Annotated in this window: 19 protein-coding genes; 11 read left to right on the forward strand and 8 right to left on the reverse strand. The window is 67.2% G+C overall.

Annotated features, from left to right (window positions below):
• The first annotated feature begins 363 nt into the window (after positions 1-363).
• Entirely contained in the window at positions 364-1,230 is an 867-nt protein-coding gene (locus tag ACIPXZ_RS12340) for an MBL fold metallo-hydrolase (RefSeq protein WP_400594529.1), read from the forward strand.
• 24 nt (positions 1,231-1,254) lie between these two features.
• Here ACIPXZ_RS12340 and ACIPXZ_RS12345 read toward each other — a convergent pair whose 3' ends face one another.
• Positions 1,255-1,962, reverse strand: a complete 708-nt coding sequence (locus ACIPXZ_RS12345; protein ID WP_400594532.1) for an ASCH domain-containing protein — start codon at positions 1,960-1,962, stop codon at positions 1,255-1,257.
• A 196-nt stretch (positions 1,963-2,158) separates the two neighbouring features.
• Here ACIPXZ_RS12345 and ACIPXZ_RS12350 point away from each other — a divergent pair, with 196 nt between their 5' ends.
• Positions 2,159-2,656 carry a tetratricopeptide repeat protein gene (locus ACIPXZ_RS12350; protein WP_400594535.1) on the forward strand — a complete coding sequence of 166 codons (498 nt, stop codon included), beginning with the start codon at positions 2,159-2,161 and terminating at the stop codon, positions 2,654-2,656.
• A 158-nt stretch (positions 2,657-2,814) separates the two neighbouring features.
• Here the strand turns inward: ACIPXZ_RS12350 and ACIPXZ_RS12355 are convergent, their stop codons facing one another.
• Positions 2,815-4,542, reverse strand: a complete 1,728-nt coding sequence (locus tag ACIPXZ_RS12355) for an amidase (RefSeq protein WP_400594538.1) — start codon at positions 4,540-4,542, stop codon at positions 2,815-2,817.
• Between the two features lie 119 nt (positions 4,543-4,661).
• Between ACIPXZ_RS12355 and ACIPXZ_RS12360 the strand changes: the two genes are divergently transcribed.
• On the forward strand, positions 4,662-5,330 hold the full coding sequence (locus tag ACIPXZ_RS12360; protein WP_400594541.1) for a TetR family transcriptional regulator C-terminal domain-containing protein: 669 nt from the start codon (positions 4,662-4,664) through the stop codon (positions 5,328-5,330).
• Between the two features lie 14 nt (positions 5,331-5,344).
• Here ACIPXZ_RS12360 and ACIPXZ_RS12365 read toward each other — a convergent pair whose 3' ends face one another.
• Entirely contained in the window at positions 5,345-5,683 is a 339-nt protein-coding gene (locus ACIPXZ_RS12365; protein ID WP_400594544.1) for a YciI family protein, read from the reverse strand.
• Between the two features lie 143 nt (positions 5,684-5,826).
• On the opposite strand from ACIPXZ_RS12365, the gene ACIPXZ_RS12370 reads away from it, so the two are divergent.
• On the forward strand, positions 5,827-6,714 hold the full coding sequence (locus ACIPXZ_RS12370) for a dihydrodipicolinate synthase family protein (protein ID WP_400594547.1): 888 nt from the start codon (positions 5,827-5,829) through the stop codon (positions 6,712-6,714).
• A 26-nt stretch (positions 6,715-6,740) separates the two neighbouring features.
• Here the strand turns inward: ACIPXZ_RS12370 and ACIPXZ_RS12375 are convergent, their stop codons facing one another.
• Complete coding sequence (locus tag ACIPXZ_RS12375) at positions 6,741-7,652, reverse strand: phosphatase PAP2 family protein (protein WP_400594550.1); 912 nt, start codon at positions 7,650-7,652, stop codon at positions 6,741-6,743.
• Positions 7,653-7,869: 217 nt separating this feature from the next.
• A complete protein-coding gene (locus ACIPXZ_RS12380; RefSeq protein ID WP_400594553.1) occupies positions 7,870-8,943 on the reverse strand; it encodes a LacI family DNA-binding transcriptional regulator in 1,074 nt (357 codons plus the stop codon).
• Between the two features lie 111 nt (positions 8,944-9,054).
• Here ACIPXZ_RS12380 and ACIPXZ_RS12385 point away from each other — a divergent pair, with 111 nt between their 5' ends.
• Together ACIPXZ_RS12385 and ACIPXZ_RS12390 are read left to right on the forward strand one after the other, a co-directional pair.
• Entirely contained in the window at positions 9,055-10,068 is a 1,014-nt protein-coding gene (locus ACIPXZ_RS12385) for an o-succinylbenzoate synthase (protein WP_400594556.1), read from the forward strand.
• 176 nt (positions 10,069-10,244) lie between these two features.
• Positions 10,245-12,278: a PhoX family protein gene (locus tag ACIPXZ_RS12390; RefSeq protein WP_400594593.1), complete on the forward strand. Its 2,034-nt coding sequence runs from the start codon at positions 10,245-10,247 to the stop codon at positions 12,276-12,278.
• Position 12,279: 1 nt separating this feature from the next.
• On the opposite strand, the gene ACIPXZ_RS12395 is transcribed toward ACIPXZ_RS12390, so the two are convergent.
• Entirely contained in the window at positions 12,280-13,518 is a 1,239-nt protein-coding gene (locus ACIPXZ_RS12395; protein ID WP_400594558.1) for a benzoate/H(+) symporter BenE family transporter, read from the reverse strand.
• 22 nt (positions 13,519-13,540) lie between these two features.
• Between ACIPXZ_RS12395 and ACIPXZ_RS12400 the strand changes: the two genes are divergently transcribed.
• Both ACIPXZ_RS12400 and ACIPXZ_RS12405 read left to right on the forward strand, forming a co-directional pair.
• Positions 13,541-14,059 carry a helix-turn-helix domain-containing protein gene (locus ACIPXZ_RS12400; protein WP_400594561.1) on the forward strand — a complete coding sequence of 173 codons (519 nt, stop codon included), beginning with the start codon at positions 13,541-13,543 and terminating at the stop codon, positions 14,057-14,059.
• A 356-nt stretch (positions 14,060-14,415) separates the two neighbouring features.
• Positions 14,416-14,748 (forward strand): hypothetical protein, encoded by a 333-nt coding sequence (locus tag ACIPXZ_RS12405; RefSeq protein ID WP_400594564.1) that lies wholly within the window; start codon positions 14,416-14,418, stop codon positions 14,746-14,748.
• Between the two features lie 117 nt (positions 14,749-14,865).
• Here ACIPXZ_RS12405 and ACIPXZ_RS12410 read toward each other — a convergent pair whose 3' ends face one another.
• Both ACIPXZ_RS12410 and ACIPXZ_RS12415 read right to left on the reverse strand, forming a co-directional pair.
• Positions 14,866-15,309, reverse strand: a complete 444-nt coding sequence (locus ACIPXZ_RS12410) for a hypothetical protein (protein WP_400594567.1) — start codon at positions 15,307-15,309, stop codon at positions 14,866-14,868.
• Positions 15,310-15,409: 100 nt separating this feature from the next.
• Positions 15,410-16,282: a LysR family transcriptional regulator gene (locus ACIPXZ_RS12415; protein WP_400594570.1), complete on the reverse strand. Its 873-nt coding sequence runs from the start codon at positions 16,280-16,282 to the stop codon at positions 15,410-15,412.
• A 72-nt stretch (positions 16,283-16,354) separates the two neighbouring features.
• Here ACIPXZ_RS12415 and ACIPXZ_RS12420 point away from each other — a divergent pair, with 72 nt between their 5' ends.
• From ACIPXZ_RS12420 to ACIPXZ_RS12430, 3 genes are read left to right on the forward strand one after another with little or no spacing between them, the layout of a single operon-like run.
• Entirely contained in the window at positions 16,355-17,578 is a 1,224-nt protein-coding gene (locus tag ACIPXZ_RS12420) for a hypothetical protein (RefSeq protein ID WP_400594573.1), read from the forward strand.
• Between the two features lie 13 nt (positions 17,579-17,591).
• Positions 17,592-17,990 (forward strand): glycosyltransferase, encoded by a 399-nt coding sequence (locus ACIPXZ_RS12425; RefSeq protein WP_400594576.1) that lies wholly within the window; start codon positions 17,592-17,594, stop codon positions 17,988-17,990.
• A gap of 20 nt (positions 17,991-18,010) precedes the next feature.
• Positions 18,011-18,784: an SDR family NAD(P)-dependent oxidoreductase gene (locus ACIPXZ_RS12430; RefSeq protein ID WP_400594579.1), complete on the forward strand. Its 774-nt coding sequence runs from the start codon at positions 18,011-18,013 to the stop codon at positions 18,782-18,784.
• The last annotated feature ends 315 nt before the right edge of the window (positions 18,785-19,099 follow it).

Genomic DNA, 19,099 nt, shown 5'->3' on the forward strand with positions numbered 1-19,099 from the left:
CTGCTTGCGGTGGACTCTGGCGACAGAGCAAGAAATCGACTCCTATTTACATCTATACGTCACGCTCACGAACATATGGTCAATGAATGTGAACCTCACAACTCGCCTGGGCAAAGGCTCTTCCGGTCCTGAACGCCCCGGGAATCGGTGGGCTCCCCGAGACCAGGTCGGCCTGTGACGGCGTTCGGCCGGTGTTTCGCGTGGGTCGCACTTGTAACCCCTGGCGCGGCATCGGCGAGTGCGGAACGTCGGGCTTCGGGTATCAAAGCGCTCTGGGTTTGCCGTCGGTAGTTGTCTTCACGGCCCTAGGAACCCTCGCGTGGCGTGGGCAGCTGAGTCGGGGAAGCGGAAGAGAGGGGTACGATGAGCGACATCATTGGCGCGGGTGGTGACGCCCGGCACCCGGCGGCGCAGGAGGTTCCCTTGGCGGCATGGAATGAGCTCGGTCAGGGCGGTTACGTCCTCACCACAGAGGCGGAGTTCCTCAACACTGGACTGGTGGTGGGGCGGGAGAAAGCCTTGGTGATCGACACCGGTTGCGGACCACGTCAGGGCCGCGAGATCCTGCAAGCCGTCCGTGAGGTGACGGAGCTGCCCCTCGTGGTTGTGAACACCCATGCGCACTACGATCATTTCTTCGGCAACGCGGTCTTCCAGGAAGCCGGAGTCACCGAGTTCTGGGCTCACGAGAACACTGCGCGGGCCATCGCCGAAACCGGTGAGGCGCAGCGGCCGCTGGTGGAGGTCTTCGAACCGGAGATGGCTCAGGGCACAGGTGAGAACACCGCCGTCGTGATTCCCCAGGCGATCGTCAAGGATCAGCCGGTGCTGCTGGATCTGGGAGACCTCAGTGTGCAACTGTTCCATCTGGGGCGTGGTCATACCGAAGGGGATCTTCTGGTGGGGACGCCCAGTGCGCTCTTCGCTGGGGACCTTGTCGAACACGGCGCTTACCCGGCGTTCGAGGACTCTTATCCCGCCGACTGGGCGGACGCCCTTCGTCATATCTCGGCTCTGCGGCACCGTTACGAGTACCTCGTTCCCGGGCACGGGGCTTTGATGGACGACGGCGCTGTGCGCACCATGGCGGACACCATGGCCATGGCGGTGCGGCAGGCGCATCAGGCCACTCGTGAGACCCCCGACGACGCGACCAAAGCCATCCCCGTGCTGCCTTACGGCCCCGAACAGTCCCGCCACTTCATCCGACGGCTCCGCCAGACGGCGTGAGGGGTCTGTAGCGCCCTGCCAGGCTCAGCGGTCGAGGTGGAAGTGCACCACGTCGACCAGTGACCCGTCAGTGACGTCCGGATAGTGCCGGCGCAGGCCGTTTTTCACATCATCGGCGAGAACTCCGCCTTCGAGACGGGCGTCTTCGTCAGTGATCTCGTCGAATCGCTTGGTCTCGATCCGATCGACGACGCCACGCAGGCGCCGGTACTCGTCGTCGAATTCAAACACCAGCCAGGCCGGGCCGAGCGCGCAGGGATCATCAAGCCGGGTGGTCGCGGTCTTCGACCCGTTGACGACGTGGTCGAAATACCGCGGGTTGAATCGGATGAACCGTTCGGGAGCGGCGTCCGGGTGGATGAAACTGTAGGGGAGCAGCTGGCGGACGGGAACCGCGTCTGGGCCATGTTCGGTGGGAACGATGACGTGGCAGCCGGGCTGCTGATCCACTATGACCTGTCGGCACCGGCCGCAGGGTGGGACGACGCCGCGGCCTTCGTCCCCGACGGCGACCATCGTGACGAGCGGTCCGGCTCCCTCGGACGCGGCAAGGCCGAGAACGACCAATTCGGCGCACGGCCCTCCGGTGAAGTGGTAATCGTTGACTGCGGTGAAAACGCGCCCCGCCGTGTCCATCGCCGCGGCAGCCACCGTGTGGTTGGAGTCGCCGACGAGACGCTCGGCCTGGCGCAGTGCGGCATCGAGGACACGGTGTTCAAGAGGGTGCAGCATGGGGCAAGTATGTCAGGGCCCTTGTCAGCGCGCTGGGTCCCGTCGGAACCCGGCCCGGTCGACAAGGCCACACCGGATTGCCCGGGCCGCCTTCGCGCTGTCTGACGCGGCTGAGTTCGTGGGTTCCGGGTGAGTTCGTGGATTGTTCCCACGAACTCACCCGGAACCCACGAACTCGGTCTGTCAGACTACGTGGATGGACGAATCATGGGACCGGCGGATCGAGTCGTTCTGGAATGAAACCGACGGACGTGATCCGGAAGGCCTCATCGCCCGGATGACGAACCTCGCCCGGGAGCGTCCGGAGGGTGACCCTGGCGCGTTGTACGAACTGGCCTCGGTCCACGACTTCCTGGGCCACGAAAACCAGGCCATCCCGTTGTATCAGGCGGCGCTCGACGGCGGCCTGGACGGTGAACGCCGGCCGCAGGCGGTCATCCAGCTGGCCAGTTCTCTGCGGAACGTCGGTCGTGCGACGGAAGCCGTGAGCCTTCTGGAGGCCTTCTCGGACGACGCGACGACCGGCTCGGCGTCGCAGGCATTTCTCGCTTTGGCGTTGTTCGACATCGGGCGATCCCGGGAGGCCCTGCAGGTCGCCCTGACTGCGCTCGCACCGACGCTCCCGCTGTACTCGCGAGCCGTGACGGCCTACGCCGAGGAGTTGGAAGAGCCCGGACGTCAGGCCCTGCCCTGAGTTCGTGGATTCCGGCTGAGTTCGTGGGTTCCGGGTGAGTTCGTGGGAACAATCCACGAACTCACCCGGAACCCACGAACTCGGCGGGAGCGAGCTGCCGAATTGCCGAGCTGCCGCCCGATCCGATTGCCGCCCCCATCTCGCTCTCAGCTCAGCCCTCAGCCCAGGCGCGGGGTGCGGGTGGGCTCGGTGCGGCGCTCGCCGGTGGCTTCGAACGCCGCGGCGAGGGCCAGGAGTTCGTTGTCCGAGTAGGCCTTGCCCCAGAAACTCAGGCCCACGGGCATGCCGATGTCCGCCATGGTGCCCATCGGGACCGTGACCGTGGGGATGCCGAGGTGACGCGGCACCAGATTGCCATTGGAGACCCACACTCCATTGCGCCAGCCGAGGTCCGCGGACTCCTCGCGCACGTCCATGTCGGCGGGTCCGACGTCGGCCGCGGCCGGCAGGATCACGGCGTCCAGGCCCAGGCCGTCCATCCATTCCTCCAAGTCCACGCGGCGGGTCTTCTCCAGCCCCAGCAGCCCGGATTCCATGGTGTACAGCTCGCGCGGGTGGGTGATGGGGCGCTCCGCGACCACGCCCGGGTACTCGGCGATATCGTCGTCGAAACCGGTGTAGCGGTCCGGCAGTGCGCCTTCGGGGTGCGGGAAGATCGAGGCGCCGTCCACCTGGAGCAGGCTGTCCAATGCCGGATCGCCGTTGGCGCCCAGGAAATCGTCCCAGCTCCAGGCTGACAGGTCCATGATCTCCTCCTGCAGGAACTCCGGAGAGACGAAGCCGCGGGTCTTGATGCTCGGTGTGCCGGGGCGGTCCGACTCGTAGTTGGAGACCACAGGGAAGTCGACCTCGACCACCTCGGCGCCCGCGGCTTCGAGATCCCGGCGGGCCGCTTCCCAGAGGGCGATCACGGAGGCGCGTGTCTCGATGCGCTGCCCGGTCGGGCCGCCGATGCCCCGCGCGGAGGGGTCCTCCCCGGGTGCCAGCGTTCCGGCGTCGTCGTCCTGGTTGAGGTACATCTTCGGCGCCCCGAAGCGCTTGCCGCGCAGCAGCTCCGCGCGCTCGCCGCGGACGGGCACCAGCGCCGGGTAGGAGTCGGGGCGGACCGTGGAGGAGGCCGGGATGTCCACGAATTCCTGCACGCGCCAGAAGTCGCCGCGAGTTTCGGCGTCGTTCGCCACGATCACGTCCAGGACTTCCAGCAGATCATCCATGCTGCGCGTGTGCGGGACCACCACGTCCATGGTGGGGACCAGAGGCCAGTTGCCGCGGACCGAGATGACGCCACGGGAGGGGGTGTAGGCGCAGAGCGCGTTGTTCGACGCCGGGGCGCGGCCGCTGGACCAGGTCTCCTCGCCCAGGCCGAACGCCGCGAAGCTGGCCGCAGTGGCCGTGCCGGAGCCGTTGGAGGAGCCGGAGCCGAAGGCTGCGGTCAGGAAATCGCCGTTGTAGGGGCTTTCGGCGCGGCCGTAGACACCGCGCTGCATGCCGCCGTTGGCCATGGGCGGCATATTGGTCAGGCCGATGAGGACGGCTCCGGCGCCGCGCAGGCGTTCGATGGTGAAGGCGTCCTTCTGGGCCATCAGGTCCTTGAACGCGGGGGAGCCGGCCGCCGCCGTGAGGTCCTTGGCCAGGTATGAGTCCTTGGCCGTGTACGGGATGCCGTCCAGCGGGCCGAGCGTGGTCCCGGCCGCCCGGCGGGCGTCCGAGGCTTCTGCGTCCGCCCGGGCGGCGGGGTTCATGACCACCAGGGCGTTGAGCTCGCCGTCGTAAGCCTCGATGCGGGCCAGATAGGCGTCCAGGAGTTCGACGGCGGTGGTCTCGCCGGACTCGAGCGCGGCGCGCAGCTGCGCGATGGAGGCTTCGACGACGTCGATGCGGGCCATGGTGTCTCCCTTAGCTGGGTTGTGGCCTGGTCCGTTCGCCACGCTGCGTACGGACCGGCTGCTCATTCTTTGTTGATCGCATGATCAATTGTGTCCACGGTAGCTAGACTGAAGCCACCATGTCAACGAAAATTCCTGCCGAAGCCCCCGTGCGATCCGCGGAGGCTCTGTCGCGCACCGCCGGCGGCCGCAAGAGCACGACGCGTAAGAGTCCCCAGGCGCGACATCAGGAGATCCGGGATGCCGCCGTGGACGTTGCTCTCGAGGAGGGCCTTGCCGCCATCACGCTGCGCCGGGTGGCGCGGCAGCTCGGTGTGGCCTCAGGCCTGGTGGCGCATTACGAGCCTCGCATCGAGGAATTCGTGGCTGCGACTTTTGCGCGCATCGCCGCGCAGGACCGTGCCGAGGTGGTCGCCGCACGGGACGCGGCGGACGACGTCGCGGGCAGGCTGAGCGGACTGCTGGGGAGTTCCCTGGACCCTGAGCGGTTGCCCGTCACCGCGGTGTGGGTGGAAGCCTGGGGGCTGGGCCGCCGGAACGAGACTCTGGCCGGGACGGTGCGAACCGAAATGGATGCCTGGCAGGAGATGCTGCGCGAGGGGATCGAGGATGGTCTGGAGGCGGGGATCTATTCCGTGGCTGATCCGGCGGCGGCCGCCTGGCAGATTCTCGGGATGATCGACGGACTCAATGCGCAGGCGCTGGTTCGGTGGGAAGGCGTCACGGGACGGCGCGAGCACTTCCTCGAAGCGGTGGAACATCTGCTCGGACGGAGTGCGGCGAGGTAGGCCAGAGCTTCACCTCAGCTGGCGGGGTCGTACTGGAATGCCCTGACTTCCTGCGCGCAACGGCAGGCGACCGCGATCTTCGCCGCCCACTCGAGGGCGGCGTCACGGGACGGTACCTCCAGGACGGTGTAGCCGCCTTCGATCTGCCGGGTCTGCGGGTAAGTCCCCTCGGTCACGGTGCCATCGCCCTCCACCAGGACCGGGGCGATGCTTTCATCGATCCCGCCGCCGAACACCCACACACCGGCGTCCTTGGCTTCCTGAACCACCGCGTGCGCAGCGTCTGCCACCTCCTGCAGCCCCTCTGGAGGCACGGGCATGGCAGCGCTGGGGAAAGAGATCAGGTACTTCATGGCTTTCACTCCTTGTTCCGTGCGGTTCCGTGAGCCGGAGATCCGGTCGTCACGCCGAGCCTACGCCTGGGTGTGGCGGTCAGGGGAGGAAGCTGACACCCTGAACTCTGGCGGGTGATCCGGCCCGCGGCACGGAGGAGATCATGTTCACTGGCGTCTGCGCGTTTCCCCTGACCCCCATGCGGCGAGAAGCCGTTGACGTGGAAGCCCTGGCTTCCCTCGTGGCGAGGGCGGCCGGAGCGAACGTCGAATCCATCGGTGTCCTCGGTTCCACCGGCATGTACCCCTATCTCGACCGAGGGGAGCGCGCGAGTGCACTCCGGGCCGCAGTCGATGCCTCCGGTGACATCCCCGTGCTCGCCGGGATTGGTGCGCTACGGACGCGCGATGTCCTGCAGTACGCCGCGGACGCCCAGGAAGCCGGTGCAGCGGCGCTTCTCCTGGCCCCGGTCTCTTACCACCGGCTCACGGAGTCTGAGGTCTTTCATCTGTTCAAGGCCGTGACAGCGGAGGTGGAACGCCCCGTGGTCGTGTACGACAATCCTGGAACCACGGGGTTCACGTTCAGTGAGGAGTTCCACGTCCGCGTCGCGGAGTTGCCCCGAGTGGCGGCCGTCAAGATCCCGCCCGGGACGGCGGGGATCACCGCGGAGCGCGTCGGGCGGCTTCGGGCCCTTCTGCCGGACAGCGTGGCCTTGGGAATCAGTGGCGATTGGATTGCGGCCGAAGCGCTCGACGCGGGGTGCGAGCTGTGGTTCTCGGTCCTGGCAGGGCTGTTCCCTGAGATTTCCGTACTTCTTGGCGACGCTGCACTCGCGGGCCGGAGAGTCGACGCTCGGAAGCGTTCGGATGCCCTGGCGCCCTTGTGGAACCTGTTCCGGGAGCATGGCAGTCTGCGCGTGATCGCGACCGCCGCGATGCTGCTTGGGCACGCCGAGGCACCGGTGCTGCCGCAGCCGCTCCGAATTCTCGAAGGTGACGACGTCCGTCGTCTTCAGAAGGCTCTCGGTGAAAGCGGATTGCTGCCCTGACCGCTGTTCGTCTCCTCGTTCCGGTCTCAGCGCCGGGAACGCCCGAGGACCAGGATCCCGAGCCAGGAGATGCCGTAGGCGGTGGCGCCGATCAGCGCGACGCCAGACCAGAAGGTGCGTGTGTCCACGCCTTCGCTTCCGGTGAGGCTCAGTGATCCGGCGGGCAGCAGCGGGAGCACGACGACGGCGATCGCCAAGATGATCGCGAGGGCGCCGCTGAGGGACGCCCAGAAGCCCCTGTGCGAGATCACGCGTGCCGCGCCGTCGTCCGTTCGTGCCGTCGAGTGCCGCTCTTGGATCGCGATGGGGATCGCGGCCAGCGCTGAGACGCAGCCCACCACGAGGAGCGCCGCGACGACGTCGGCGGGCCGGTGCCAGAGATTGACCACTGTGGACGCGCCCGAGATGAACGCGAAAGTTCCGCCGAGTGCGGCCGCGAGCGGCCGCCAGCGCGGCGCGACGGCCAGGGTAACGGCCGCGGCGGCGCTCGCCGCAATGGTCGTGTGCCCGGAGGGGAGCGAATTGCCGAGAGGTGAATCAACGCCCAGGTCAGGGCGGTCGAACACTGAATTCTTCAAGATCTGAGTCGCGAGATTGGCCGCGACGGCCGCCACCACTGCCCAGAGTGCGGGAAACCACCGCTTGCCGAAGATGGCCACGAGCCCGACCACTACTGCGGCGGCCACGAGTGATGCCGTCGGCAGGGCGTCGAGAACCGCGCTGGTGGCTTTGTCGAGACGTCCACCGGCCATGGTGGAGGCTTGCGAGAGCGCCTCGGCGTCAAGGGACTGGCCCTGTGTGGTGCGGACGAAGAAGTGGTAGACCCACAGGGTCCCCAGGGCGCTCAGGATCGCGCCGAAGGCCAGGGCCAGCGGCCGCCAGGCGGCGCCGCGGCCGGACCGCGTCCTGGAGTGGTCGGTGGTGCTGAGTGGTGCCATGTACCTCAGCGTTTCACAGGAAGCTGAGCGGTTCCCGCTCTCCGGGGCGGAAAACGCCGGGAGAGACAGACGGCACAGCCTGGCGCTGGCCGCCGAGTTCGTGACTTTCCGCTGAGTTCGTGGATTTAACCCACGGTTTCATGCGAAAGCCACGAACTCGGCGGTGTTTTGCGTGGCGTCTTGCGCGGGGTTGGTGTGGTGACGACGTGCCGGTAGCTCAGGATGCCGGTACCGGTCCCAGGGACGCTCTGTCCACGAAGCGGCCCCGGATCAATTCCTCACCCTCCAGGATGGTGCGGTCCGGCTGCTGACCTGCCGTCGCCTTGCGGGCCGCCCGGGGGAGGGATGCCAGGATCCTCGTCATGGCTGCGGCACCGATCTCCCGCAGCGGGAGCGCCATGGTGCTGAGCGTCGGGACCATGGTGTCGGCAACGCGCTCTTCGTCGTCGTAGCCCACGATCGAGACATCGCCGGGTACCTGGAGTCCCAGGCCCCGGGCGGCCAGCACGGCACCGACGGCGCAGCGGTCGTTGGCACACAGGAGTGCGGTCGGTCGTTCACCTGCGGGTGCCGCCAGAGCGGTGGAAGCCGCGGCGAAACCGTCCGCGATGTCCCATCCGACCGGCAGAACGGCCCCGTCGGGGAACGGCAGACCCGCCTCCGCCATCGCCTGACGGTACCCCTCCAAGCGGTGCTGAACGGCTGGATGATCCAGAGGACCCGTCAGGAAGCCGAGCCTTCGGTGTCCGGCGGCCAGCACATGACGGAGGGCTTCGGCGCCGCCCCAGACCTCGTCGGGGATGACATTGCCCAAATGCCCAGGGCCACGGGAGTCGAAGCAATTGGCCAGGATGGCAGGCGCCTTCTCCATGCCGGCCGGCACTCTGAGTTCCCGTAGGCCGACCGTCACGTACATGAGGGCGTCGACATGACGGTCCAGGAGCGTCTCCACGGCGCTCGCATCCCGCTGTTCATCCTGTTCCGTGTCCAGACCGAGCGTCACGAAGCCCCTGGCGCGGGCCACGGCGTCCGCGCCGGCAATGATGTTGCCGTCCACGGGGCCGGAGATCACGCGGTCCGAGACGATGCCGATGATCCGCGTCTGCTGATTGCGCAGACTGAGGGCCACCGCATTGGGTTTGTAGTTGAGGTCTTTGGCGGCCTGACGGATCCGGACCTGGCTCTCGCTGGCGATGTTGCCATCGCCGTGCCCGTTGAGAACCAGAGAGACGGCGCTGCGGGAAACCCCGGCGAGTTTGGCCACATCCTGTGCGGTCGCCTTGCGCTGCATTCCCGATCCGTCCTTGGCTCCGGCCCGCCCTCCAGCGGACGGGGCTCCTGACAAGTTTAGCGAGACGATGGACCCGGTGATCGGTGCGAGTCCTCTCGCTACGCTGGTGGCATGGACTCTCATCCCTCACCGGCGGCGGTCTTGCCGTCTCTCGACGAACTGCTGGCCACCGCCCGGGTGGTGAGCCTGCCCCTGATGGTGAAGTTCCGCGGGGTGACACATCGGGAGATGGTCGTGTTCCGCGGTCCCGCAGGCTGGGGGGAGTTCGGCCCCTTCCTGGAGTACGACGACGTCGAGTCGTCCCGCTGGCTCGCGTGCGGCCTGGAGGCCAGCTGGCTCGGTTTCCCAGCACCGCTGCGGGACAGTATTCCGGTCAATGCGACCGTTCCTGCGATCAGTCCCGAGCAGGTTCCAGCGCTCCTGGAACGGTTCGGCGAGGTCCCTGCGGTGAAGGTCAAAGTGGCCGAGCCTGGGCAGGAAGCCGAGGAGGACCTGGCACGAGTGCAGGCTGTCCGGCGCGCTCTGGACTCGTCCGGTCTCAGAGACTCCACCATCAGGGTCGACGCCAATGGTGGCTGGGATGTGCCCCTCGCGGTCAGCCAATTGAGGCGCCTGGCCGAGATCGGGCTCGAATACGCCGAACAGCCGGTTCCGCACATCGACGGTCTCGCGGAGGTCCGTGTCCGGCTTGCCGGGCTGGTACGCATCGCAGCCGATGAGAGCGTCCGTAAGGCGGAGGATCCTTTGAAGGTGGCCCGGGCAGGCGCCGCCGATCTGATCGTGGTCAAGGCCGCACCGCTCGGGGGAGTGCGACGAGCCGTGGAGCTGGTCCGTGAGGCGGGGCTCCCCGCCGTCGTCAGCTCTGCGCTGGACACTTCGGTGGGGATCAGTGCGGGTCTGGCTCTTGCTGCCGCACTGCCGGAGCTGCCATTCGCGTGCGGGCTCGGGACGGTCAGCCTGTTCCGGGAGGACGTGGTCCGGGATGCGCTGACGCCGAGGGAAGGGGTGCTCCGGGTCGGGCCGGTGGAACCCGACCCGGACCTCCTGGACCGCCACCGGGCATCCCCGGACCGCGAGAAGTGGTGGCTCGACCGACTGGCCCGCTGCCACGCCCTGCTGGGCTGAGAGGCGGCAGCGTCGGGGCCCGCGACCCAAGCCTGAGGGACCAACCGCGTTCACCGGCTGTTCACGGGGCGCTGGCGGGCAGTTTGAACTCCGATGGAATTCTCCGAGGGAACACTCAGAAACCCGGAGGTACCGTCGTGTCCGAAAGCCGTACCCGCTTCCTGGAGCTCCTGCCGATGGCGGGCCACGCCCGCGGCAAGCGAAGCCCCATCACCTGCGCCCTGAAGTGCGACAACGCCTGCTCTGGCGAGGTCTGCAACACCAGCCGCAATGACTACTTCCGGGACATCGCGTCCTCCGCGATGTCCCGCCGCTCTGCCCTGGGCCTGGGTGCCGCCGGTGCGCTCGCCGTCGTCTTCGGCAGTGCCGTTAACGGCGCAGCTCCCGCCGAGGCGTCCTCGGGTCTGGTACCGGCAGCGAAGGCCGGCTACGGCAAGTCTCACCTGCGCTTCAGCGCCATCAAGCCCGTCGACGCCGCCGTCGACGAGTTCACGGTGCCGCGCGGCTTCACCTGGCGGCCCGTGATCCGCTGGGGTGACCCGCTGTTCAAGGATGCCCCGGCGTTCGATGTGAACCGCCAGACCGCGGCGGCCCAGGCGCGGCAGTTCGGCTACAACAACGACTACTCAGACATCATCTCGGTGCCGGGCAGCAACGGCCGCCGCGCGCTCCTGTTCGCCAATCACGAGTACACCAATGAGAACATCATGTTCTCCCCCGAGACGCCGGCCGCCGAGGCCCGTGCGATCGGACGCGCCGCCCACGGTCTGAGCGTCGTGGAGCTGGAGCGCCGCAACTCCGCCAAGCCGTGGAACTACATCCAGGGCGCGCGCCGCAATCGCCGCTACCTGATCGACACGAAGTACGAGCTGACCGGCCCCGCTGCGGGCAGCCCGCTCGTGAAGACCTCCCGCGACCCGGAAGGCCGCTGGATCGAGGGCACCCTGGGCAACTGCTCCGGCGGCACTACTCCGTGGGGCACCATCCTCTCCGGCGAGGAGAACTTCAACGGCTATTTCGTCACCCCCGGCGTCTCCCCGGCGGAGAAGCGGTACGGCCTGGGCTCCAAGCCGACAGCGCGTGGCTGGGAGCAGGACGACCCCCGCTTCGACACCCGCAATCCCGGCTTCGAGAACGAGGCCAACCGTTTCGGCTGGATTGTGGAGGTGGACCCGTTCGACCCGACATCGACGCCGCGCAAGCACTCCGCTCTGGGCCGTTTCAAGCACGAGGGCGCCAACGTGATCGTGGCACGTTCCGGCCACGTGGTCGCCTACATGGGCGATGACGAGCGCTTCGACTACCTCTACAAGTTCGTCTCCAAGGGCAAGTACCGTGAGGGCGACCGTCGCCACAACATGACCCTCTTGATCGAGGGCGACCTGTACGTCGCACGCTTCTCGGGTGACTCCCCGGCGGCCGAGATCGATGGCACCGGCAAGCTCCCGGCCGACGGCGCTTTCGACGGTTCCGGCGAATGGCTCCCCTTGGTGGTGGACGGCCGGTCCGCGGTCCCCGGCATGAGCGTCGAGGAGGTCCTGGTCCACACCCGTCTGGCCGCCGACAAGGTCGGCCCCACCAAGATGGACCGCTGCGAGGACGTCCAGCCGAGCCTGCGCACCGGCAAGATCTACGTGGCCTGCACCAACAACTCGGACCGCGGCAAGCCCGGCAAGGAAGGCCCCACGGAGGTCAACCCGCGGAGCCTCAACCGCGACGGCCACATCGTCGAGATCACGGAACGAGGCGACCAAACCTCCACGCGTTTCGCCTGGAACCTGCTCCTGGTCTGCGGCGATCCCTCGAAGAACGACTCCACCTACTTCTCCGGGTTCCCGAAGGACAAGGTCTCGCCGATCTCCTGCCCAGACAACGTGGCCTTCGACTCGGTGGGCGATCTCTGGATCTCCACCGACGGCGCCCCCAGCACCATCGGCTACAACGACGGTCTCTTCAAGGTCACCCTGGAGGGCCCGGAGCGTGGCAAGGTGGAGCAGTTCCTCTCCGTGCCCCGCGACGCCGAGACCTGCGGCCCCGTCATCCACGATCGCGATCGCACGGTGTTCGTCTCGGTGCAGCACCCGGGCGAGGAGGGCAGCTGGGAGGAGCCGCACTCGTACTTCCCCGACTACGTGCCCGCCGGGGTGAAGCTCAAGCGTGGCCAGGCGCGGGCGCCGCGTCCCGCCGTCGTGCAGGTGCTGCCGCGTTAGCCTACTTCTCGCTGCCGGTGAGAAGAGGGGCTTCGCTCGGCGTCGGGCCGGTGGCCGGGCGGTGACGCGTGCGCAGGAATTGCACGAGGAGCCCGGCCGCCAGCGCCCAGCACGCTGAGCTGAAGCCCCAGGCCGAGAACCCTGACGCGGCGACGATGAACGTCACGCTCGACGAGTCCCAGTGGGCCCGGTCTGCGACCGCACCGGCGATCGCAGATGCCAAGGTCCCGATGAGGGCCACACCGGACAGTGCCGCAAGCACCCCGGGCGGGGCGGCGAGCATGATGACGGACAGACTTGCCGCCCCCAGCCCCAGCAGGATGTAGGTGACGCCGGCCGACACTCCGGCGATCCATCGGCGGTTCAGTGGTCCGGCTTCGGGTCCGGCCGCCAGGGCAGCGCTGATGGCCGCGAGGTTGACGGCGTGTCCGCCGAAGGGCGCCGCGATCAGGCTTCCGGCACCGGTGGTCACGATCGCCGCACGCCAGGGCACCTGGTAGCCGAAACTGCCCATGATCGCCGCCCCCGGGATGTTCTGGGACGCCATCGTGATGAAATACAGCGGCAGGGCGATCCCGGCGATCGCCTGAAGGTCGAAGACCGGCGCGACGAACTCAAGGCGCGGGATGAACTGCGAGCCGCTGAAGTTCACCGCTGATCCGCTGGCACTGATCGCGACCACGACGACGGCGACCACGAGCGCGCCGGGCACGGCCCACCGTGGTCGCCACCATCCGATCAGGAGCCACGCCGTGAGCACCGGAAGGACGGTGAGGGGGCTGGTGTTCAGCTCCTTGAAAGGGGCCACGCACAGCGGGAGGAGGACTCCGGCCAGAACCGCCTGGGCGATGTGAGGCGGAATTCTGCCGACCAGGGAGGCGAGCAGCGGCCACAGCCCCGTCAGGGTGAGCAGGAGCCCGCAGACCAGGAAGGCACCCACCGCGCCGGGCCAGCCCCCGGGAATACCGTGCACGCTCATGAGCAGTGCCGCTCCCGGCGTCGACCACGCGGCCACCAGCGGGATCCTGTGATGCCAGGAGAGCAGCAAGGATGCGGCCCCCACCATGAGGGTGACCATGATGAGGCCGGAGGTTGCTTGCCCGGGGGTGGCGCCGACGGCTTGGAGGCCTCCGAGCACGACGGAGAAGGTGGCGGCGAATCCCACGACGGCGCACACCACGCCTGCGGTCAGCGGAGTGGAAAGCGCAGACCGGGGCGTTCCATCTACAGAACGTTCCATATGTGGAACGTAGCATGATGAGATGACATCGCTCAATATCGGCCGCAATGTGCTGACCTTGCGAGAGGCGCGGGGGATGACGCTCACCCAGCTCGCCCGGGAGGCGGGAATCGGCAAGGGCACACTGTCCGAGATCGAATCGGGCAAGCGCAACCCCACCGTCGAGACGCTGTACTCCCTGTGCGCTCCCCTCAACGTCCCACTCACCGCGCTCGTGGGCGACTCGCCCGGCGCGGTCTCCGAGGCCAGCGGCGGCATGCGCACGACACTGTTGTCCGTCCGGCGGAATGCGACACAGACGGTCGAAGTGTTCATCATCGCGATCCCGAAGGGGGCGGCGCACACCTCGCCCGGTCACGGACCCGGCGTCGTCGAACACCTGGTGGTCACCGAAGGCTCCCTGGAGGTCGGGCCGGTCGGGAAGACGGTCACCGTCGAAGCGGGAAACTCGTTCACCTGGACCAGCGACGACCGTCACCACTACGCCAGCCCGGAGAGTTCCGGAGAAGGCGTGCTGACCATCATCACGCCGAATCCGTAGCCCGGATCGCCCTCCTGCGTCGGATCCGTCTCGGCGGCGGGACGGCGTCTCTGGCTTTCCCGTCGGTTTTTCCCCATGATGGGTGAACGGTCCATGGCGATGTTGACGGGCGAAATGGCCGCCAAGTACTACGGGAGGATGGCGACTCCGATCACGAACGTCGGTGCTCTGCGCACTTCCCTGAGATCCGGTCACTCGGTCGTGGCGAGTGGCCCGGACAAGGGCCGGTGGGGATGATGATGTTCCAAGTCGTTCTGTGGGGATCCGCAGCACTGCTGGTGTTTGGTTTGTGCCTTCACTGGTGGCGTGGCGACGTGCGTGAGCGTCGTGAGGCTGAGCGTGCAAGGCGGTGGAGGATGGCCACGGTCTGGAACGGTGACGCTTCGGTTCGGGTGGTCCGCCTGTCTCGTGTGGAGTCCGGGCGCGGCTGGCTGGACGATGGTCAGGCCGTCATCGAAATCGATCTTCCCGACGGCGACACTCAGTTGACCACCGGTTGGTATCTCTTGGTCGCAGGATGGATGCCGGCCAAGAGCGCGGTGCTGGCAGGACGCCCCGCGAAGCTCGCCAGTGAGAACATCCGTGACACCTTCCCTCCCGACACTCCGGCACTCAACGACCGGCTGATGGGCCGGGGAGAACGGAAGGGCAACTTCATCAGCCGGCTACTGGGATGGCGAGGCATGTAGCCTCCTTCGCGGCACGTCGACATGAGCGGCCATAAGTGGAGTCCGGCGGTCGTTTCCGGTTCGAAGTGTGCCTCGTCATCGGCCCATGTCCGGCAACGTCACTCGCGCGGCTACTCCTCAGGACGACTTGAGCTCCTTGCGGATCCGGTCGATCGTCGCTGTGCTGAGCTGGGATTCCTGGGCCAGCGTGGCGGTAGTGCAGTTATCTCCGCCCGCCACGCGCCGGGCAACCTCCTGGTCGATCTGCTCCCGGACGGCCGCCTTGTCCGCCTGGAGGGCTGTGATCCGCTTCGCCACCGTCAAAAGGTTCTCCAGGAGATCCAGTTTCTCCGCCGTCGATCCTGAGCCGGATATCGGTGCGGCACCCAGGTCGCTGCGAAGGAACGTTCCACTGACGCCGGCCGCATCGCTCAGATCTCGCGGGGCGACCCCGAGTGCATACCCGTGATCGAAGAGTGCGCGACGCATGGTGAACAGGTCCTCCAGATCGGCGGTGATCGTGGACCAGCGAGCCCCTAGATCTTCGAGCGCGGTTGACGGTGACTGACTGATCTCAGGCATCGGGTTCGCTCCGTTCGGTGGCGGGTCAACATCGCAAAAACTATCATCGGTTACGAAAAATCGCAACCAATGATAGACGTGCTTTTGAGGTGAGGAGCCATCAACTGGAGCGCGACGTCAGCTCCAGGCGGGATGTCAGCATCTTGGCAAGGCGCAGCAAGGCTCCGTCCGGTTCCGGTCGTGTGATCATGCTGAGGCGAACACTCCAGGTGAAGGGGAGGCTCGTGATCTTGTCACCGGGCATTCGTTCGGCGACGGCGGAACTGCGGGGGATGATAGCGGGCTCACCTGCGAGGCGTGCCATGCGGATCGTTCCCGTCACGGTGGCCCCCAGCCGCGGAGTGCCTCCGAGCGCGACAACCCGTGCCGTGAGGTCGTGATCCCTGAGATCGTACGTTGCCGTGGGCAGAGACAAACCGGACAGTGGCAGGCGTCCGGTGGTCGGTTTCGGCGCGCCCTCGGGGATGAGGACCACCATCTCATCGCGACCGATGTCGTGGCCGGTCACGTCGGCAGGAAGGCGGCGCTGTCCGGCCACCGACACGATGGCGGCGTCGAGCATCCCCTCCGCGACCCAGTCGATGAGCGTGAGCCCGTGATCCACCGCCTGGGTGACCGTCCGCCCGTTTCTTTGAGAATCGATGAGGGGCAGGACACTGTCGGCGAGTCCGTGAAAGCACCCGATCCTCAGGGGCGGATCGGCCGTGGCAGAACGGATGTCATCGACTATTCCGTCGAGATGGCCCAGGATGTGCTCGGCGCGCCTGGCCATCTCGTAGCCCGCCGCCGTGGGCGAGGCGCCACGGGGTCCTCGCGTGAAAAGACAAACCCCCAGCCGCCGTTCCAGCCGGGTCAAACGTGCCGACGCTGACGCCTGGGAGATTCTCAGCCTCCGGGCGGCCGCGCCTATCGATCCGACCTGGGAAACGGTCCAGACCATCTCAAGGTCATCAATATCCGGTCTGAGGGCCATAGCCAAATGCTATGTCTTCGCGGACAGAATGAGCGCCTACTCTTTGTTCCGTTCTCCGCCGAGGATGGATTCATGTCCTCCCCCCGAGCAACTGTCACGCTCTTCTCGGCCGCCGTCATCATCGACGTGAGTTCCCGGGCCGCGTTTGTCGCCTTGCCGCTCATCGTCTTAGGTGAGACGGGGTCTGCGGCGCTCACCGGCGTCGTCAGCGGCGCCATGGCGCTTCCCCTGCTTCTTTCACCCTGGTGGGCGAGAAAGCTCCGTCATGCCGCTGCCCGGCCAGTGCTGCTCGCCGCCCTGACTCTCGTTGAAGCAGCCGGGGCGCTCCTGGTGCCGGTCGCCACGACTTCCGGACATCTGACCGCTGCTGTTCTCGTCCTGGCGGGTCTGGTATCCGGTGCGGGCCGTACTTTGACGCTCCCTGGACGCCAAGCGCTGCTGGCTGATCTCGAACAGAAACGCACGGGATCACCGGTCCGGATTCTCGCCTGGCAGGAGGCGGCATCACGCGCCACGAGCATCGTCGGGCCGGCGGTGGGGGCTCTCGTCGTCGCCGCGGGGAACGGGATCGCTTTGCTCTTCGCGGAAGCCGCGGCGATCAGCGTCGGCGCGTTGCTGACGCTGACGGTGCGCAGCTCCGGCTTCCCGAATACGGACCATCAGCCCGGGTCCGCCCCGAAGCTGCGCACCCTTCTGCGGTGGTACCCGGACATTCGGGCCGGATGGATGATCCGTGCGACGGCGGGCGTGACCTGGTTCGCGTTCTCGCTCGGCCTTGCCATCCAAGGGGAGCTGCAGCATCGTCCGGGGTACTTCTATGCGATCGGGCTCAGCAGCTACGCTCTCGGCGCCGTCATCGCCACGCTCACCGTCGGACGCTTCCCCTGGGTTTCTCCGAGCTTGTCCCTGGCCGCGCTCGGATGGACCGTGAACGGTGCCGCGTGGGTGTTCATGGGGATATGGTCGCAGGAATGGGGCTACGCCGTCGGCGGGTTCGTGGGTGGCGCGGGAGCTGCGGTGGGGTTCGCGACCATCACCCGCCTCATCGCCGAGCGCACTGATGGACCTGACCGAGGCGCGCTCCTCAGCGGTCAGCTGGTGGTCGTGGAAAGTGGCACAGCCATAGGAATGTTCGCAGGAGGGTCACTGATTGAGCTGTGGGGCATCGGAGGGACGTTTATCGTCACCGGAGCGGTCTTGGCCGCCGTCGCGCTCTTCGCGCCCGTGATGTCACGCATCCGACATCATGACTCGACCGTGAACTGCAGGAAGCAGTGTGTTCTGGAGGGCGGGTAGCGAATGGTGCCGGATGAATCGGCACGTCGCGGACCTCAGCGTCCTGGCCTCGGAGCGCGAGAGCTTCGGCCTGGCGGTGCAGGAGTCGCTGGCGCATGGGGTTCCGGCGGTCGTCCGTCGGGGGACCGGGGCGGAGGAAGCGCTCGGAGTGGGCGCCGCTGGCGCCGCTGTGGATCTCGACGGCGGAGCGGACACTTTGGCCGGGGCGCTGGCGGCCTGGCTAGAGGATCCGGAGCTCGCGGCCCGGTGGCGGAAAGCAGCCCTGCTCCGGCGCTGGACCCTGCCTCGCTGGACGGCGACCGCTCAGACTGTGCTCACGCTCATCCGCGGCCGAGGTCCCAGGTACTGGCTTGTGCCAGCCCCGATGTGCGGGCCGCCCCGACGGAAGTCCACCCCCTGGCCCGCGCCATGACCATGCCCTAGCGTGAGGTCATGACCATGAATCGTTATGCGGGACGGGTGGTGTTTCTGACGGGAGCAGCCCGGGGGATCGGCAAGGCGACCGCTCTCAGACTGTTTGAGGAAGGTGCGAATCTTGCGCTCGCCGACCGGGATCTGGTGGGGGTGGAACGGGTCGGAGAGGAGCTCGGCGACCCGACGAGAGTCCGTGCTCTGCCGTGCGATCTGACGGACCGGGCCTCCGTGGATGGTGCCGTGCAGTCGGCCGTCGATTTCTTTGGCGGGATTGATGTCCTGGTGAACGTGGCGGGAGGTGCGGTACCTCAGCCCGATCTTCTGCACGGCATGGAGGACGAGGAATGGAACCGCACGCTGGATCTCAACCTGAGTGGGCCCATGCGTTGCATTCGGGCCGTGGCACCGCATCTCAGAGCCGGGTCGTCGGTGGTATTGGTGGGCTCCGTCAACGGAATCGAAGCGTGGGGCGGTGAGGCATACTCGGCGGCGAAGGCCGGACTCGGCCTCATGGTGAAGAATCTGGCCGTCGAGCTCGGGCCCCGTGGCGTCAGGATCAATGTGGTGGCTCCGGCAACGGTCAGGACCCCGTACTGGGATGCGCAGGGTGGCCCCGATCATCTGGCGCCCCTCTACCCGCTGGGCCGGGTCGGTGAACCGGAGGACATTGCTGCGGCCATCGCTTTTCTCGGCTCGGACGACGCCGCATGGGTCACCGGCATCACGCTGCCGGTGGACGGCGGGGGAGGAACCGGCCCTCTACATGCCGTGAAGTCTTTGGGACCCCGTTGATCCAGGGAGTCCCGAAGGGTGGCATCGATGCCGATGGCCTGCACCTGAATGGCCTTTGAGTGGTAGCCACAGGGGTGCAGGAGCCGCTGGGCGCGGGGACTGGCAGAGGCGCAGAAATTGTCAGGGTGCTTAACAGGCCAAGGGCCTCGTCTTCCACGGGGGGTGGGAAGACGAGGCCCTTGGGGTACTGCTGCGCTATGCCCTATAGGTGTTGAGCCCTAGTGTTGGCGGCGTTTGCGCAGGATCATCAGTGCGGCTCCTCCTAGGACGAGGAAGGCTCCGGTTAGGGCGGTTCCGAGTCCGACGTTCGCGCCG

The sequence above is a fragment of the Arthrobacter sp. NPDC090010 genome (genome assembly GCF_044748305.1).
Classification (GTDB): domain Bacteria; phylum Actinomycetota; class Actinomycetes; order Actinomycetales; family Micrococcaceae; genus Arthrobacter_E.

Excerpts from the sequence above, each read along its gene's own strand:
- ACIPXZ_RS12405 (WP_400594564.1), top strand. The coding sequence starts at position 14,416 with ATGGCCACGGTCTGGAACGGTGACGCTTCGGTTCGGGTGGTCCGCCTG.
- ACIPXZ_RS12375 (WP_400594550.1), bottom strand. The coding sequence starts at position 7,652 with ATGGCACCACTCAGCACCACCGACCACTCCAGGACGCGGTCCGGCCGC.
- ACIPXZ_RS12385 (WP_400594556.1), top strand. The coding sequence starts at position 9,055 with ATGGACTCTCATCCCTCACCGGCGGCGGTCTTGCCGTCTCTCGACGAA.
- ACIPXZ_RS12340 (WP_400594529.1), top strand. The coding sequence starts at position 364 with ATGAGCGACATCATTGGCGCGGGTGGTGACGCCCGGCACCCGGCGGCG.
- ACIPXZ_RS12400 (WP_400594561.1), top strand. The coding sequence starts at position 13,541 with ATGACATCGCTCAATATCGGCCGCAATGTGCTGACCTTGCGAGAGGCG.
- ACIPXZ_RS12390 (WP_400594593.1), top strand. The coding sequence starts at position 10,245 with ATGGCGGGCCACGCCCGCGGCAAGCGAAGCCCCATCACCTGCGCCCTG.
- ACIPXZ_RS12345 (WP_400594532.1), bottom strand. The coding sequence starts at position 1,962 with ATGCTGCACCCTCTTGAACACCGTGTCCTCGATGCCGCACTGCGCCAG.
- ACIPXZ_RS12430 (WP_400594579.1), top strand. The coding sequence starts at position 18,011 with ATGACCATGAATCGTTATGCGGGACGGGTGGTGTTTCTGACGGGAGCA.
- ACIPXZ_RS12380 (WP_400594553.1), bottom strand. The coding sequence starts at position 8,943 with ATGCAGCGCAAGGCGACCGCACAGGATGTGGCCAAACTCGCCGGGGTT.
- ACIPXZ_RS12370 (WP_400594547.1), top strand. The coding sequence starts at position 5,827 with ATGTTCACTGGCGTCTGCGCGTTTCCCCTGACCCCCATGCGGCGAGAA.
- ACIPXZ_RS12355 (WP_400594538.1), bottom strand. The coding sequence starts at position 4,542 with ATGGCCCGCATCGACGTCGTCGAAGCCTCCATCGCGCAGCTGCGCGCC.
- ACIPXZ_RS12360 (WP_400594541.1), top strand. The coding sequence starts at position 4,662 with ATGTCAACGAAAATTCCTGCCGAAGCCCCCGTGCGATCCGCGGAGGCT.
- ACIPXZ_RS12420 (WP_400594573.1), top strand. The coding sequence starts at position 16,355 with ATGTCCTCCCCCCGAGCAACTGTCACGCTCTTCTCGGCCGCCGTCATC.
- ACIPXZ_RS12395 (WP_400594558.1), bottom strand. The coding sequence starts at position 13,518 with ATGGAACGTTCTGTAGATGGAACGCCCCGGTCTGCGCTTTCCACTCCG.
- ACIPXZ_RS12415 (WP_400594570.1), bottom strand. The coding sequence starts at position 16,282 with ATGGCCCTCAGACCGGATATTGATGACCTTGAGATGGTCTGGACCGTT.
- ACIPXZ_RS12410 (WP_400594567.1), bottom strand. The coding sequence starts at position 15,309 with ATGCCTGAGATCAGTCAGTCACCGTCAACCGCGCTCGAAGATCTAGGG.
- ACIPXZ_RS12425 (WP_400594576.1), top strand. The coding sequence starts at position 17,592 with ATGAATCGGCACGTCGCGGACCTCAGCGTCCTGGCCTCGGAGCGCGAG.
- ACIPXZ_RS12365 (WP_400594544.1), bottom strand. The coding sequence starts at position 5,683 with ATGAAGTACCTGATCTCTTTCCCCAGCGCTGCCATGCCCGTGCCTCCA.
- ACIPXZ_RS12350 (WP_400594535.1), top strand. The coding sequence starts at position 2,159 with ATGGACGAATCATGGGACCGGCGGATCGAGTCGTTCTGGAATGAAACC.